Origin of the sequence: Craterilacuibacter sinensis, from assembly GCF_009831765.1 — a bacterium.
Lineage (GTDB): Bacteria > Pseudomonadota > Gammaproteobacteria > Burkholderiales > Chromobacteriaceae > Craterilacuibacter > Craterilacuibacter sinensis.
The window spans coordinates 89,532-104,803 of record NZ_WSSB01000004.1; the positions used below are offsets into that span (position 1 = coordinate 89,532).

Below are 15,272 nucleotides of genomic sequence, written 5' to 3' on the forward strand. Positions count from 1 at the left end.
GTCCAGTTCCGGTGGGGACTCCGGCGGGCTGGCGGCCAAATGAAATCGGGCCGCCTGAATGGGCGGCCCGATCGGAATGCATGATTTCAGAAGCTTGCAACCGTCCCGGCCGCCCTGAGCGGGCGGACCATAAAGGAAAACGCAAAAAATACGGCGTCACGGTTCATGAATATAAGTAAATCATGTACGTGCGCGGTGCGTCAAATGCAGGCTTACAGGTTCTTCAGCAAAATGGCCGCGATAGAGAGCGGTGCGACCAGGCGGCAGTTCCACTTCAGCAGCCATAGCGGCAGGCCGCCCAGGCCGGAGTGCTCACGCAGCAGCGGCCACACGCGCCAGCCGGCGAACAGCGCCACCAGAATGCCGGAGAGCGGCATCAGCACATTGCTGACGCTGTAATCCATCGCATCGAAGATATTCTTGCCGAACACGCTGATATCCGACCACGGCCCCAGCGACAGCGATGCCGGCACGCCGCACAGGAACACGGCGAGGCTTAACGCCAGCACCACCGGCCGGCGTGGCAGCTTGAATTCGTCGAGGAACAGCGTCGCGATCAGCTCCAGCATCGATACCGACGAGGTCAGCGCCGCCACTGCCAGCAGCGTAAAAAACACGATGGCCAGGGCTTGGCCGAAAGGCAGGCTGGCGAACACCACCGGCATGGTCATGAAGGTGAGGCCGGGGCCTGCGGCCGGGTTCAGGCCGAAGGCAGTCAGTGCCGGGAAGATCATCAGCCCGGCGAGGATCGCCACCATGCACGACAGGCCCACCACCCACGCCGCCGAGTGCAGCACCGGCGTCTGCTGCTTCACGTACGAGCCGTAGGCGATCATGCCGCCGGTACCCAGCGACAGCGAGAAGAAGGCTAAGCCCAGCGCGTCACCGACCATGGCCGGGGTAACGGCGTTAAAGTCGGGGGTAAAGAAGGCGAGCGCGCCGGCGGCGGCGCCGGGCAGGGTCAGCGAGCGCACGATCAGCCCCAGCATCATCAGGAACAGGGCCGGCATCAACAGCTTGCTGGCGCGTTCGATGCCTTTTTCCACCCCGCCCAGCACGATGGCCAGGGTTGAGAGCGCGAAGGCGGCATGGCTGACGATGGGCCACAGCGGATCCTCGACATAGCGGGCGAAGGTCTGCTGCAGCACGCCGCTATCGGTGGTCAGCACCGAGCCCTCGACCGCGAGTGCGATATAGCCCAGCGTCCAGCCGCCGACCACGCTGTAGAAGCTGTACAGTACGAAGGCGGCGAAGATGCCCATCAAGCCCACCAGCGGCCAGGCGCCACCGGCCAACTGGCGGAACATGCCGACCGGGCCGGTTTGCGCCGCGCGCCCCAGCGTGAACTCGACCAAAAGCTGAGCCAGGCCCAGGGTGAAGCTGAACAGCAGAAACAGCAGGATAAAGGCACCGCCGCCATTCATGGCGGTGACAAAGGGAAACTTCCAGATGGCGCCCAGGCCGACGGCCGAGCCGGCAGAGGCGAGGATAAAACCGAGGCGCGAGCCCCAGGCGGAACGTGTCGTCATGATGGTCCTTGTCGTGGGACCTTCACCCGCTCACCACCCATGGCGTCCAGCAACAAAAAGGCCGCCTTGGGCGGCGGCCTGGATGTCGGTCGATTCTGTTGTTCAGACGCGCGCAAATTCTCCGGCCACCAAATGGAGGACCGGATAATAAGACTGGCCGAAGCGGGCCGCGCGCTGTGCGTTTTTCATTGTGCGGCCATCATGGCTTGCCGGCGGACAGGCTGTCAAGCGTTGGCGATTGAGCGGTCGCTATTTTTTCGGCCTCTTCCGGCGTGCCGAACAAGAGTAGTAGCCGCTTGCGCCATGAGCGTGCCCGGCTGGTTTCGCGGGCCATGTCCAGCCATTCGGTCAGCGAAACCACCAGCGGGTTGAAGCTCGTCACCGGCTTGACCGTGCCGTAGTCGCACGGCTCGGCCGGATCCTCGGCGACAAAGCTGCCGAACAGCTTGTCCCATACCACCAGCACGCCGGCGAAATTGCGGTCGAGATAGCGCGGGTTTTTCGCATGGTGTACGCGGTGGATGGACGGGGTGTTGAACAGCTTTTCAAAGGCGCCCAGATGCGGGATGGCCTGGGTGTGGATATAGAACTGGTAGGCCAGATTAACGAGCACGATGCCGACGATGGCTTGCGGCGGAAAGCCCAGCCACGCCAGCGGCAGCCAGAATGCCCACATGCCGGCGACCGGGTACATCAGGCTCTGGCGGAAGGCGGTGGTGAAGTTCATCCGCGTCGAGCTGTGGTGCACGCTGTGCGCCGCCCACAGCCAGCGCACGCGGTGGCTGGCGCGGTGAAAACCGTAGTAGAGCAGGTCCTGCACGATAAACAGCGCGAAAAAAGCCGGCCACGACAGCTCGAAGTGGAACAGACGGTACTGGTACACCCAGGCGTAGAGCGGGATCACCAGAAACCACGCCAGCTTGTCGGCGCCCTGGTGCAGCAAGCCCAGTGCCGCATTGCACAGGCTGTCGCGCCAGTCGTAGACATCGCCCCGCCCCTGGCGCGCCCAGTAGCGGATTTCCCATGCCACCGCCAGCAAAAACACCGGCGTCAGCCCCAGCAACAGCAACTCGATATCGAACCCCATGGCCATCTCCTCATGTCTGCCGGCCACCATGCGTGGGTGGCCGGCTTGATTATCGTGATGATTATGGCATGAGCCCGGTTGGGCAGCCCTTTAGTTTGTCCGGACTCTTTAATGACCGGTCCGGAATTTCTGCCACAGTCGGGTGTAACCCTGCATGGTTTTGGCATCCAGGGGCTTGGCAACAAAGCTGTCCTTAAGGTCGCCTGAGGTCGGGTAGATTGTGCGGTTATTGGTCAATTCGGGTTTTACATATGGCCGCGCAGCCAGAACCGACGTTGCATAGGCGACATGGTTGGCGTTGGCAGCCGCCATCTTCGGCTCAAGCATGGCGTTGATCCATGCGTGTGCATTGTCAACATTGGGTGCGTCCTTCGGGATGGTGAGTACGTCGACCCAGACATCCAGGCCGGTCTTGGGCAGCAGGGCCTGCACCTTGACGCCATTCTTTGCTTCCTGTGCGCGTTTTTGTGCGAAGTTGAAGTCTCCGTTGTAACCCATGGCCGCGCAGAGCGAGCCGCCTGCCATCTCGTTGTAGTAACTGGAGGACGAGAAGCGGGTGATGTAGGGGCGTAGTGCCATCAGCTTGGGCATGATGGCCTGGTAGTCGGCCAGGTTATTGCTGTTCGGGTCTTTGCCGTAGTAATGCAGGGCGACCGGGAAAAACTCGCTGGGCGAATCGAGCACGCTGACGCCGCAGCCTTTGAGGCGGGAGAGGATCTCCGGTTTGAAGATCAGATCCCACGGGTTTTCCGGAAGTTTGCCGCCCAGTGCCTTTTTGACCTGATCCGTGTTGATGCCTACCGTGTTGAATCCCCAGAAGTTCGGGACTGCGTAGCGATTGCCGGGGTCGAACGGTTGCAGCAGCTTGAGGATGGCAGGGTCCAGATTTTTCGCGTTTGGAATCTTTTTCATGTCCAAAGGCTGGAACAGCCCCGCCTTGATGCCCAGCGCCAGTGTGTTGTGCGAGGGAACGACTACGTCGTAGCCGGACTGGCCGGTCATCAGCTTGGCACGCAGAATCTCGTTGCTGTCGAAGACGTCGTAGCGAACCTTGATGCCGGTGGCCTTGCTAAAGGCAGGCACCGTGCTTTCGGCAACGTAGTCTGTCCAGTTGTAGATGTTGACGTTACCGCCAGCCATTACGCCGGCAGCCGACAAGGTGATCAGTGCTGACAGGGCAATCGTTTTTGTTTTCATGGTGAGGTCTCCTCTGTTTTTCGCCGGCGCCTGGCGGGTGCCGGGCGGGTGAATGCCGGTCAGCCGGCAATCTCTTTTGCTGCCCGCTGGCCGGATAGCCACGCCCCGTGAACGGTTGCGTAATGGTCGCGGTGGGTGGCTTCGCCAGCAAAGTGGATGCGGCCGCTGCTTGCCGCCAGTTGGTCGCGGTTGCCTGGTGTACTGCCTGCCTTGTTGAAGGAGTAGGCACCACGCGCAAAGGGGTCGCTGCTCCAGCGTGTCAGCTGTGCGTCGATCGGGTCAGGCACTTGGCCTCCGAACATCGTGCGCAGGGTGCTGACTGCTCCCGCGATGATTTGTGCGTCGGACAGCTTCTCGACGGCCAGGCCGTAATCCGCAGCGTTGAAGCCGAGCAGCACAGGCTTGCCGCTGACGCGGGCAAGGCTCAGCCATTCAGTCCACTGGCCACGGCGTTGCTCGGGCGTGATGTATTCCAGCCAGTCCTTGTCTGCTGGCCAGAAAGCTTTTGTGAAGCGCAGATAGCATTTGTTGTAGTGCCCCATGCCCAATGCGGAAATGGCGGCCTGCTTGGCTGCCGGCAGCGCCGGGGAAAAGCCTACGGCGCCAGCTTGCAGGACGCCAAGCGGCAGCGTGACGACGACCCTGTCACCCTCGAAGGTTCCCCTCCGGGTCGACACCGAGACTCCGCCTGCCCGGCTGGCGATGTGCTGGACGACCTCGCCCAGGCGGACATCCAGCCCCTGTGCCAGATGGCGTGGAAGGGCCGAGTAGCCGCCGGGGAACAAGACATCGTTGCCCGGGTAGGACTTCATGGCGTCAAACCACCATGCCGACAACTGGCGGGCGGAGCCGGCATACTCGTGCTCGATGCTACTGTTGACTACGAAGTGCGCGAGGGTACGTTCTTCTTCGTCAAGTGAGTCCCATTCCAGTTGTTCTTCCAGTGTGCTCTGCAGTGGCAGGTCGTTGTCCGCTTTCTGCGCCTGCACGACCGCCTGCTCGACGTAGTCCTGCCAGTGCTCCAGCTGTTTGCTGCGCGCACTGGACAGCACGCCACCCTGACTGTCGAAAACCTGGTTCCGGTCATAAAAGGTCGGCACGGTCTTGGCCCCGGCCGCCTTGGCGAGCGAGGTCAATGGGTTGCCCTGATGCCCGTGGATCCAGGATGCACCCAGATCGACAGGCAGGTCTGCCCAGCGCCGGCTGGTCCATAAGCGGCCGCCGATACGCTCCCTTGCTTCCAGTACGGTGACCTGCCAGCCCCGGTCTTTCAGGTAGCGGGCCGCAGACAGACCCGCCATGCCGGCACCAACGACGATCACGCGCCCCGGACTCTGGCGGGGTGCGGCAAAAGAGGGGGCGATGCCTGACGCAAACAAGGCGCTGGCGTAGGAGAGGAGTTGTCGGCGTTTCATATTGTTTGTTTTTTTACGGTGGATGGGGTTTGTTTATCGGGCACATTGATCGAGCAAGGCATATCGGCTGTACGCCAGCCGCAGTCCGAGTTTTTGTAGCCAGTTACCGGATGGCAGCTTGGGCGGCAGGCCCTGGAAGACGGGGCAGGCCTCGGTCGGGGTCGGCAAACTGCCTGCAATTTGCCGCGCCAGCGTGCGGCCCATCCAGGGCATGGTGTTGACGCCGTTTCCGAAGCAGCCGAAGGCGTACCAAAGGCCGCTACCCTGTTCGGTTTCACCCATGGCCGGGACCATCGAACGGGTGACCGAAACCAGACCTCGCCAGTAGTGCTCGACCGGCGCATCCGAGAACGCCGGAAATTTTCGTGCCAGGGCACGGCGCAGGGCCTGGCGCATGCGCTCGCCGTCCTGTTCACTGCCCGTCAAGTCGCCACGGGCGCCAAACAGCAGGCGGTTGTCCGGTAGGCGCCGGTAGTAATTGAGCAAATGCCGGGTATCGAATGCCGGACTGAGCGTTTGGTAAGCTTCGCTGGCCCAGCATTCGTCGCTGAGCGGTGCCGTGACCAGGATGTTGGAAATGGCGGGCAACAGCCTTCTGTCGAGAGCCGCGGGTTGCGCCTGTGCCGGGTAGGCGTTGGTGGCGAACACGACATGGCGCGCGCGCAGCCTGCCTTGCGCGGTTTGCAGAACATGGCCGCTACGCTCCTTGTGCAAGGCCGTGACTGCGCTGTGCGTGTAAATTTCTGCGCCGTGGCGCAAGGCGGCGCGGGCCAGACCGTATGCGAAAGCCAGCGGGTTGATGCCGCCGCCACTCTCGATATGCAGCGCACCAAACTGCTCGCTGCCGCCGTGCCCTTCGTCCGCGAAAGCATCGGCAGTCAACAGGCGGCAAGGTAGACGACTGTATCGTCTCCAAACAGCAAACTCCTCCTGCAGATCCCGCCAGGCCGACGGGGCATGCGCGACCATATAGCTTCCCCGCCCATGGCGGATCTGCAGACCCTCGCTGTCGCAGAACTCGTCGACGAGCAGCTGCCCCTCGTGCTGGGCCGCCAGAAAGTCCGAAGCGGCCTGTGTCCCCCAGCGGTCAAACAATTGGTCCAAGCCGAGTTTGGTCGCCGGCAGCGTGTTGAATCCGGCATTGCGTCCGGACGCGCCCCAGGCGAGGTCGCCGGCATCCACGACGCATGCCTGGATGCCATGGTCTCGTGCCAGGTGCAGCGCAGCCGAAAGTCCAGTAAAACCAGCGCCGACGATAGCGACATCGGCGGCATGCTCGCCGACCAGCGAGGGCAGATCCGGCCCTGGTGTGATGTGATGCCAGTACGTCTGCGCGGCGGTATCGAAGCGGTACATGTTCTGGTGGTAGAAATGACGCACGGCGGACTCCTTAGACGGTGTCATGCAAGATGCCGTGGCATGCGCCCCTTCACAACACGCATTTTTTACGGGAGCATGTAACAAAAATTAATAGCTTGGAGGTTGGAGTGTCTTCATTGCTGCGTCTGCCACCGCTCAATGCCGTGCGTGCATTCGAGGCGGCTGCCCGTCAGGGAAGTTTTGTCGCCGCCGCGGCAGAGTTGCATGTGACCCAGCCGGCGATCGGTCGCCATATCAAGCTGCTGGAAGATAGGCTGGGTGTCAGGTTGTTCGAGCGCACCCCGAGAGGCGTGGTTTTGACGAGGCAAGGGCAGTGCTACTACGCGGCTGTGAGCATCGCGTTGCAGCAGATTGCGCGTGCCGGTGCCGATTTGCTGCCTCCGTCGACAGAGCGCTGGTTGCGCCTGCTGGTCGTTCCCGGCTTTGCGACCCGCTGGCTAAACCGCCATTTGCGGGAGTTGGCTGTCCTGCGTCCCGGGCTACGCATTTCAGTCGAGCCAGATGCCACCTTCACTTCCATCGAACCTGGACGGGCCGACCTGGCCATCGCGTTTGGCGGGCCCCACGATTTTGAGGGGAACGTCATGACCTTGGCGCGACCGCGCGTGTTTCCGGTGTGCTCGCCGGCTTTTCTGCTGGAGCAGGCATCGCTGTTGCAGCCGTCGGATTTGCTGTCGCAGAAGCTGGTGCATGAAGACGATGGCTGGTGGTGGACCTGCTGGTTTGCGGCTTTTGGCGTGAAGGCGCAACTCGCGCCCGATATTTCATTTCTAAGCGCAGACCATGCGATTGACGTCGCGCTCGCCGGTGGCGGTATCGCGCTAGCCAACGAAATACTGGTGGCCGACGAGTTGCGCAGTGGCCGGCTGCAGGTAGCGATTGCCGACAGCGTACAGCTAGAGGGCTATCAGTTGCTGCTGCCCGCAGGAGATCCGAGCGATGATGTCCGCTGGTTTTGCGCGTGGTTGAGGGAAATTCTGCAGCAGGATTTTCCGGCTGCTTGTGGGCAAATGGTCTGATGGGCTCGCTGCTATCAAAAAAGTTAACTCCTGCTTCAGTTAATGTTGGTTGTTCTGCGCGGACAGCTGCTGCATGGTTATGCCAAGCCCGCCCGGATAGAGGCGGCTGCCATACAGCGGAGAACACAACATATGACCGAAGCGGAATGCAAGCTCAGCGAGCTATCTGGAAAACATTATCTGGACGGTGCCTACTGTCTCGGGCAAGGGGTACGCCACGATGTTATCGACCCGGCGACCGAGATGGTCATCGGCCAGTATGCACAGGCGACGCCCGGGGAAATCAGCCATGCCGTAGCGGTGGCCAATCGCGCGGCCCGCGCATGGTGGGCGCTGAGCGCGCCTGAGCGCACGCAGGCCTTGCACGAGGTGGCACGCAAGCTGATAGCCGGTGCGGCGCGTCTGGGGGAGGCGCTGACCCGCGAGATGGGCAAGCCCTACCGCGAGTCGCACTGGGAGGCGGGCGCTGGCGCAAGCGCTTTTGCGTATTACGCCGAGCTGGCACGCCATGATTCGGGCCGGGTGGCGGCGCCTGCCGTGGCCGGCCAGCTGCAGATGGTACTCAAAGAGCCGCTGGGGGTGGTGGTCTCCATTGTCCCCTACAACTTTCCCTGTCTGTTGTTTGCCTGGCAGGCGGCTGCCGCGCTTGCCGCCGGCAACGCCGTCATCGTCAAGCCTTCCGAGCTGACGTCGCTGTCCTTATTGCTGATGCTTGAAGCGTTCGATCATTTGCCTGCCGGGCTGGTGCAACTCGTGTGCGGGGATGCGGAAGTTGGCCGCCAGCTGGTCGCCGACCGCGATACCCATGCCGTTGCCTTCACTGGCAGCGTGTCGGCGGCGCAGGCCGTCGCCCGCAGTGCAGCGGAACGCTTCAAACCCGTGCTGATCGAGGCTTCCGGAAACGATCCGCTGATCGTGATGCCGTCCGCCGATATCCGCGTGGCGGCCAGGGCCGCAGCCTTTGCCGCCTTCCTCAATTGTGGTCAGGTGTGCACATCGGCCGAGCGCCTGTATGTGCACGAAGCCGTATACGACGAGTTTGTCGAAGCGCTGGTCTACGAGGCGAGACAGTTGCGCGTCGGACATGGCTTGGGCAAGGTGGATCTTGGCCCGATGGTTTCCCGGCGCGAACGGGACCGCGTCGAGTCGGTGGTCGCGCACGCCCTGGAACAGGGCGCCCGCCTGCGTTGCGGTGGTCATCGTCCGCCAAGGCTGGAGCGTGGCTGGTTCTATTTGCCGACTGTTCTCGAAGTGACACACGAGATGGACATCATGCATGCCGAGATTTTTGGCCCTCTCGCCCCCGTGTGCAAGGTCGCGAGTCTGGACGAGGCAATCCGGCTGGCCAACGACTCCGAGTTCGGGTTGGGTGCCAACATTTTCACCCGTGACCTTTCCGAGGCGATGCGGGCCATTGGCGAGATCGAGTCCGGCATCGTCTGGGTGAATACGCCGCTCAATGACAACGACGCGATCCCGTTCGGCGGGCGCAAGCTGACCGGTAGCGGCCGCGAGCTGGGCGGCGAGGGGCTCGAGCAATTCCGGCAGTCGAAGATGGTGATGATTTCCCCCGATTTGGCCGATGACCCGGAGTGGTTTCCCTATCCGGATCAGGACGCCTTCCCGTCTTAGCTTTGCCGTTTTCCAGCTTGAGAGCCGGTGCAGTTGACCGGCTTTTCTTCATGCTTTTTTCCATCCATCGACCAATCCTGGGAATGAAAATGAAAAAACACTTTTCCCGCCGCGACCTGCTGAAAGCAGGGGGGCTGCTGGCTGGCTCGGCCGCTGTGGCCGCTGCCTTGCCGTGGCTGTTTCCACCCCAACGCGCGCAATTCGACAACCATCCGGGAGGCTGGGGCGGAGGTCCGTTTACGCCGGCTCCGCCATTGGCGGGTCGGGTCAAGGCCGATGTGGTGATTATCGGTGCGGGTTACACCGGCCTGGCGACTGCCTTGCATCTTGCCCGCCGAGATCCTGATCTGGACATTGTCGTTGTCGAGGCGCGCCAGCCCGGATATGGCGCGTCGGGGCGCAACGGTGGCATGTTGCTGCCGCAGTTCGGTGAGGAAATGTTCGAGATGCCGGAGCAAGCCGCAGACCTGCAGCAGGCGTATGCGCTCACTGCCAACGCGATGCAGTCGATGAAGCTGCTGGCGGACGCGAGTGGCGAGGACTGCGGCTTCAAGCTGGATGGATACTGCCTGGCCATCCTTGAGGAAGACGATCTGGCCTACTATCGCGACTATGTGGCGCGTGCAGCCGGGTTGGGCATGAAACTTGAACTGTGGGATGCCGAGGCGGCGGAAGATGCGCTGGGCAGTCCGGCATTTGCTGGTGCAGTGTACGATCCTAAGGGCGGCCAAGTGCATGCAATGCGCTGGTTGCAAGTGCTGCACCGGGCAGCCCAGGCCGCAGGCGTCAAGATCTATGGTGACAGCCCGGTCACGCAGGTGCGCGAGGGAAAAGTGGTGCAGTTGCAGGTGGCTGGAGGCCGCGGAGTCGTCGAGGCCGAAGCGCTGGTGCTGGCGACTAACGGTTACACGCCGGCACTGGGTTATTTTCAGGAGCGAGTGATGCCGGTGCACGCGCCGACAGGCATCACGCAGCCGCTGACCCCGGCACAACTCGAAGCCATGGGGTGGTCCAGCCGGCTGCCTTACTTCGATACCCGCAACTTCCTCTATCATCTGGTGCTGACCGACGATAACCGCATTGTGGTCGGGGGCGGGAATGCCCGCTACCAACTGGGGGCCGACCTGGCGTATGGCGGCAACCTGGAAGACGATGCCAAGATGATGCTGGCCGATATCAGCCGCCTGTACCCGCAGTTGAAAGGATTGCGTTTCGACAAGGTGTGGACTGGCGTGATGGGCGTGACCTACGACGGCATGGAGGGGGTCGGTGTGACGGGCGAGCACGAAAACATCTACTACGCGCTCGGCTACAACGGCCACGGCATCGTATTGAGCTACCTGTTTGGCGAAGCACTGGCCTATCTGTACCTCGACCAGCCGCATCCGCTTGAGCAGACGGGACATGTGAACCATCCGCTGGCGTACATTCCGCCCGATCCTTACCGCTGGCTCGGGGCGAAGGGTACCATGGCCTACCTGCGCTGGCAGGACAGAGACTATTGATGGCTGACCGTAAGCGTCAGCGCCGATCGATATTGGCGATGCTCATCAGCATGCCCATGCCGACTGCCAGCGAGACGGTAGCAGTGCCGCCGTAGGAGACAAAGGGTAGCGGCACACCAACCACCGGCAGGATGCCGGCCACCATGCCCATGTTGACGAAGGCGTACATAAAGAAGGTCAGCGTGATCGAGCCGGCCATCAGCCGGCCGTATAGCGTCTGGGCGCGGGCGGTAATCATTAGGCCGCGGCTGAGGATGGCCATATACAGCAGCAGCAGGATGAGATTGCCGGCCAGACCGAACTCTTCCGAGTAAACGGCGAAAATGAAGTCGGTGGTGCGCTCGGGGATGAATTCGAGGTGGGTCTGGGTGCCGGATAGCCAGCCCTTGCCCCACGGGCCGCCCGAGCCGATGGCGATGGTGGACTGGATGATGTGGTAGCCATCGCCTAGCGGATCTTGAGTCGGGTCGAGCAGGGTCAGCACGCGGCGGCGCTGATAGTCGTGCATGAAGTGCCAGACTAGCGGCAGGCTGGCCAAAAAGCCGGCCCCGGCGCCGAGTATGACCTTCCATGACAGGCCGGCGAAGAACAGTACGAACAGGCCCGAGGTCATGATCAGGGTGGCGGTGCCGAGGTCGGGCTGCTTGAGAATGAGTACGCCTGGCACCAGAATAATAGCCAGCCCCACCAGATAGTGCCACCAGCGGATCTGGCCTTCATTGTGCTGGAAGTACCAGGCCACCATCATCGGCAGCGCAATTTTCATGATCTCGGACGGCTGGATGCGCATGATGCCGAGGTTCAGCCAGCGTTGCGAACCGTTGACGATAATGCCGAACAGTTCGACCGCCACCAGCAGCAGCACGCCGACCAGATAGACCGGCGGCGCGAACATCATCACCGTCTGCGGCCGGCTCCAGGCCAGTAGCCACAAGATGCCGAACGACAGCGCACTATAGACCAGCTTGTTGTCTATCTTGCCGAAGGTTTCGTTGGATGCGGAATACAGTACCAGCAGGCTGAGGACAAACAGCAGGCCGAGAAACAGCATCAGCCAGGCATCAAGCGGCTGGATGATGCTGTGCCATAAGCGTTTAAGGGGATGGGGATGCATGGGTCTTCTTATTCGGGACTGGCGCACTGGCTTCTGACACGCCGCTGTCCGGTGTTTCTGCTTGCGCCATAGTTTGCAGGAGGGCGTTTACGTCGGCCGGCACTTTGCCGGTCAGATAGTAATCAATGACACCGCGTGCCACCGGTGCGGCTGCGGCAGCGCCGAAGCCGGCATTCTCCACGATTACCGCGACGGCGATGGTCGGCTTTTCCGCCGGTGCAAAGGCAATAAACCACGAATGATCGCGGTGCTGCTCGGCAAGCGCGCCGGCATTGTATTTGGCGCCCTGCTTGATCTGTACCACCTGCGCGGTGCCGGTTTTGCCGGCCATGCGGTAAGTCAGGTTTTGTCCCAGACGCCAGGCGGTGCCGCCAGGCTTGAGCACGCCTTCCATGGCCTGCTTGATGTAGTCGTAGTTTTGCTGTTTGAAGGCGAGCTGACGTTGCGGCCTGGCTTCCACCAACTGTACCTTGCCGCTTTTGCTGTCGGTGATGGTCTGCACCAGATGCGGTTTGAACACCTTGCCGTCGGCGGCCAGTATCGCGGTGGCGTTGGCCATCTGTAGCGGGGTATACGCATTGAAACCCTGGCCGATACCGATGCTGACCACGTCGGCCGGAATCCAGCGCTGGTACTCCGGCTTCATCTTCGAGAAGCGCTTGGCTTTCCATTCTTTCGATGGCAGCACGCCGATGGCCTCGCCATCTAGGTCGATGCCGGTCCGGCTGCCCAGACCGAACTGGCCCAGTACCGGATGGATACGGTCTATGCCCATATCCCATGCCAGCTTGTAGAAAAAGGTATCACTGGAAACGGCGATGGCCTTGGACAGGTTGGCCGAGCCGTTGCCGGAGGGTTTGCTGTCGCGAAAGCGGTGGCTGGAGCCGGGCAGGGTGAAGTAACCGGGCGCACCGCGCACTTCATTGGGGCCGATGGCACCGGTTTCCAGCGCCGCCATGCCCATAAACGGCTTGAAGGTGGAGCCCGGCGGGTACAGGCCGCGCAGTGCACGGTTGATCAGCGGCTTCTGCCAGTCTTCGTTGAGGTTCTTCCAGCTTTGGGTGTCGATGCCGTCGATAAACAGCCCGGGGTCGAAGCCGGGTTTGGACAAGAGGGCCAGTACGCCGCCGGTTTGCGGGTCTATTGCCACCAGTGCGCCACGGCGCTGGCCGAACAGCTTGTCGGCGACGTCCTGCAGGCGGATGTCGAGTGCCAGTTTGAGGTCATTGCCGTTTTTGGGCGGGGTGCGCTTGAGGCTGCGGATGGCGCGGCCCAGATAATCGGTTTCGACTTCTTCGAAGCCCGGTATGCCGCGCAGTTCGTCTTCATAGACTTTTTCCAGCCCCAACTTGCCGATATGGGTCGCGCCGCGATAGTTGGCAGTCTTCTGTTCTTCGGCAATATTTTCCTTGTCGCGCGGACCGATACGGCCGATATAACCCAGTACATGGCTGGTCAGCTCCTTGTACGGATAGTCGCGGAACAGGCGGGCTTTGACTTCGACGCCGGGCAGGCGATAGCCGTTGGCGGCCACGCGAGCGGCCTCTTCGTCCGACAGCTTCATCTTCAGGACCGAAGGTTCGAACTTCTTGTTTTCGCTGAGAAACTTCCTGAAGCGCTTCATATCGCGCGGGGTCAGTTCGACCAGCGTACCCAGTTGGACCACCATTGCTTCCAGATCACCGGTTTTGGACGGGGTGATTTCCAGCGTATAGGCAGAATAATTTTGCGCCAGTACGATGCCGTTACGGTCGGTAATCAGGCCGCGGTTGGGCTGCACCGGCACCAGCGAGATCGAATTGTTTTGCGCCAGCGTCGAGTAGTGGTCGTACTGTATCACCTGCAGCCAGACGAAACGCCCGGCCAGCACCAGAAACATCAGCAGCATGAACAGGAGAGCCACGACCAGGCGCAACTGGAACTGGTTATCGTCGGCGCGTGGTGTTTTCAAACGGGTAGGGCGGGGCATGTGGCGCGTGACCTAGTGCTTCTGGCGGTAAGGGGCGAGCAGAACCTTGGTCAGCAAAGGCCAGAGCAAGGCACCGATCAGCGGCGGCAGGAAATAATGCCAGCCGACAAAGGCGGCACCCGTGGCCATGCGTGCCAGTACCATAATGATCTGGTTGGTCAGTAAGAGCGCGAGCACGACCAGCGATTGCTGGCCCAGATTGAACATCACCAGCTGGCGCTGGCGCATCTGTGCCAGATAGCAGCTGATGGAATAGGCCAGTGCATGCTGACCGAACAGGCCGGCGGTGGCAATGTCGGCAATCAGCCCGATGGTAAAACCGGTGCCGACACCGACCAGACGCGGCTGGTTGATCGCCCAGTAAATAAGCAGCAAACCGACAAAGTCGGGCATCCAGCGTGTGGAGCCGACCGGCAAAGGAATCAGCTCGGCCGTGATGGCCAGAGCAAAGCTCAGATAGATCAGGCGCAGATTGACGGGTTTGAGCAGTTCTTGCGGGTGGTCAAGCGACATGCGGCATTATCCTGGAGGCGGTGTGGCAGTAGCCGGTGCCGAGGCAGGCTGTACTGCTGCCGGCACGGTACGTACCGGTAGCGCCAGTACAAAGCGGCCATGATCGATACCGCCTAATGGTGTACTGGTAATGCGGGCAAAGGATGCACCCGAGCCGCGTTCTACTGCCGTCACTTTTGCAACCGGCAGGCCGGCCGGATACAGGCCGTCTATGCCCGACGTTTGCAGCAGGTCGCCGGGTTTGATGTCGGCGGCCGGTGGCAGATAACGCACCTCGACGCCGCCGCCATAGCCGTACAGTATGGCGCGCACACCGGTGCGCTGGATCATGACCGGTACCATCTGGTGCTTGTCGGTAACCAGCGTGACCTCGGCTGACAAAGGCTGTACCCGGGTGACCTGACCGATCAGGCCGGCTTCGTCGAGCACCGGTTGGCCAGTGCTCAAGCCGGCATCCTCGCCCTTGTCGATAATGATCTTGTGCGAGAACGGATCGCGCCCGGTGTATAGCACCTCGGCGATCTGGCCCTGATCGTTACGGCTGATGCGCAACTGGTTGGTCTTTTTCAGTTCGTTCAGGTCGCGCTCGGCGGCTTGCAGGCGCACGATTTGCGCCGCCAGTGCCAGCTGGCGGTTTTTCAGCTCGTCATTTTCCGTTTTCAGTTCGGCCTGACGGACAAAAAAATCCCCGACATGCCGTGCGGCCGACACAGGCAGGTTGACCGCCTGTTGCAGCGGATAAAGCGCGACCGACAGCCCTTCGCGGCTGCGCTCCATCAGGCCGAACTGGCTATCGCCGACCAGCAGGGCGAGAGACAGCGTGACACTGATGGCAAGACGCGCGACCGGCGAAGGTCCGTGATGGAAAAAGCTGGGCGTATTGGAAAATTCCATAGGGCAAGGCGGGCGCGC

Annotated in this window: 12 protein-coding genes; 3 read left to right on the forward strand and 9 right to left on the reverse strand. The window is 61.7% G+C overall.

All coding sequences use genetic code 11. From position 1 onward, the window contains the following. Positions 1-212: 212 nt before the first annotated feature. From GQF02_RS05570 to GQF02_RS05590, 5 genes are all read right to left on the reverse strand, one after another. Positions 213-1,529, reverse strand: coding sequence for a sodium-dependent transporter (locus GQF02_RS05570; RefSeq protein WP_160795504.1), 1,317 nt, complete (start codon positions 1,527-1,529; stop codon positions 213-215). 199 nt (positions 1,530-1,728) lie between these two features. Further along, entirely contained in the window at positions 1,729-2,616 is an 888-nt protein-coding gene (locus GQF02_RS05575; protein WP_160795506.1) for a sterol desaturase family protein, read from the reverse strand. Between the two features lie 108 nt (positions 2,617-2,724). Continuing rightward, entirely contained in the window at positions 2,725-3,813 is a 1,089-nt protein-coding gene (locus GQF02_RS05580) for a polyamine ABC transporter substrate-binding protein (RefSeq protein WP_160795508.1), read from the reverse strand. A 59-nt stretch (positions 3,814-3,872) separates the two neighbouring features. After that, the gene (locus tag GQF02_RS05585; protein ID WP_160795510.1) at positions 3,873-5,228 is read right to left on the reverse strand and encodes a flavin monoamine oxidase family protein; all 1,356 of its coding nucleotides are present in this window, start codon (positions 5,226-5,228) and stop codon (positions 3,873-3,875) included. A gap of 33 nt (positions 5,229-5,261) precedes the next feature. Continuing rightward, complete coding sequence (locus GQF02_RS05590; protein WP_160795512.1) at positions 5,262-6,608, reverse strand: NAD(P)/FAD-dependent oxidoreductase; 1,347 nt, start codon at positions 6,606-6,608, stop codon at positions 5,262-5,264. A 107-nt stretch (positions 6,609-6,715) separates the two neighbouring features. Between GQF02_RS05590 and GQF02_RS05595 the strand changes: the two genes are divergently transcribed. The 3 genes from GQF02_RS05595 to GQF02_RS05605 all read left to right on the forward strand — a co-directional run bounded on the left by GQF02_RS05595 (position 6,716) and on the right by GQF02_RS05605 (position 10,764). Continuing rightward, entirely contained in the window at positions 6,716-7,627 is a 912-nt protein-coding gene (locus GQF02_RS05595) for a LysR substrate-binding domain-containing protein (protein ID WP_220789353.1), read from the forward strand. 132 nt (positions 7,628-7,759) lie between these two features. Continuing rightward, positions 7,760-9,259 (forward strand): aldehyde dehydrogenase family protein, encoded by a 1,500-nt coding sequence (locus GQF02_RS05600; protein WP_160795520.1) that lies wholly within the window; start codon positions 7,760-7,762, stop codon positions 9,257-9,259. 89 nt (positions 9,260-9,348) lie between these two features. Next, positions 9,349-10,764, forward strand: a complete 1,416-nt coding sequence (locus tag GQF02_RS05605; protein WP_160795522.1) for an NAD(P)/FAD-dependent oxidoreductase — start codon at positions 9,349-9,351, stop codon at positions 10,762-10,764. A gap of 16 nt (positions 10,765-10,780) precedes the next feature. Here GQF02_RS05605 and rodA read toward each other — a convergent pair whose 3' ends face one another. The 4 genes from rodA to mreC are packed head-to-tail and all read right to left on the reverse strand — an operon-like array spanning position 10,781 to position 15,254. Beyond that, complete coding sequence (rodA, locus tag GQF02_RS05610; RefSeq protein WP_160795524.1) at positions 10,781-11,878, reverse strand: rod shape-determining protein RodA; 1,098 nt, start codon at positions 11,876-11,878, stop codon at positions 10,781-10,783. After that, the gene (mrdA, locus tag GQF02_RS05615) at positions 11,859-13,847 is read right to left on the reverse strand and encodes a penicillin-binding protein 2 (RefSeq protein ID WP_160795526.1); all 1,989 of its coding nucleotides are present in this window, start codon (positions 13,845-13,847) and stop codon (positions 11,859-11,861) included. The genes rodA and mrdA overlap by 20 nt, the downstream gene beginning before the upstream one ends. A 12-nt stretch (positions 13,848-13,859) precedes the next feature. Continuing rightward, positions 13,860-14,360: a rod shape-determining protein MreD gene (mreD, locus tag GQF02_RS05620; protein ID WP_160795528.1), complete on the reverse strand. Its 501-nt coding sequence runs from the start codon at positions 14,358-14,360 to the stop codon at positions 13,860-13,862. 6 nt (positions 14,361-14,366) lie between these two features. Then, the gene (mreC, locus tag GQF02_RS05625) at positions 14,367-15,254 is read right to left on the reverse strand and encodes a rod shape-determining protein MreC (RefSeq protein ID WP_160795530.1); all 888 of its coding nucleotides are present in this window, start codon (positions 15,252-15,254) and stop codon (positions 14,367-14,369) included. Positions 15,255-15,272: the final 18 nt, after the last annotated feature.

What these genes read in the sequence shown, in the direction of transcription:
- mrdA (WP_160795526.1), bottom strand. Translation starts at nt 13,847, where the DNA reads ATGCCCCGCCCTACCCGTTTGAAAACACCACGCGCCGACGATAACCAG.
- rodA (WP_160795524.1), bottom strand. Translation starts at nt 11,878, where the DNA reads ATGCATCCCCATCCCCTTAAACGCTTATGGCACAGCATCATCCAGCCG.
- GQF02_RS05575 (WP_160795506.1), bottom strand. Translation starts at nt 2,616, where the DNA reads ATGGGGTTCGATATCGAGTTGCTGTTGCTGGGGCTGACGCCGGTGTTT.
- GQF02_RS05570 (WP_160795504.1), bottom strand. Translation starts at nt 1,529, where the DNA reads ATGACGACACGTTCCGCCTGGGGCTCGCGCCTCGGTTTTATCCTCGCC.
- GQF02_RS05580 (WP_160795508.1), bottom strand. Translation starts at nt 3,813, where the DNA reads ATGAAAACAAAAACGATTGCCCTGTCAGCACTGATCACCTTGTCGGCT.
- GQF02_RS05605 (WP_160795522.1), top strand. Translation starts at nt 9,349, where the DNA reads ATGAAAAAACACTTTTCCCGCCGCGACCTGCTGAAAGCAGGGGGGCTG.
- GQF02_RS05600 (WP_160795520.1), top strand. Translation starts at nt 7,760, where the DNA reads ATGACCGAAGCGGAATGCAAGCTCAGCGAGCTATCTGGAAAACATTAT.
- GQF02_RS05585 (WP_160795510.1), bottom strand. Translation starts at nt 5,228, where the DNA reads ATGAAACGCCGACAACTCCTCTCCTACGCCAGCGCCTTGTTTGCGTCA.
- mreC (WP_160795530.1), bottom strand. Translation starts at nt 15,254, where the DNA reads ATGGAATTTTCCAATACGCCCAGCTTTTTCCATCACGGACCTTCGCCG.
- mreD (WP_160795528.1), bottom strand. Translation starts at nt 14,360, where the DNA reads ATGTCGCTTGACCACCCGCAAGAACTGCTCAAACCCGTCAATCTGCGC.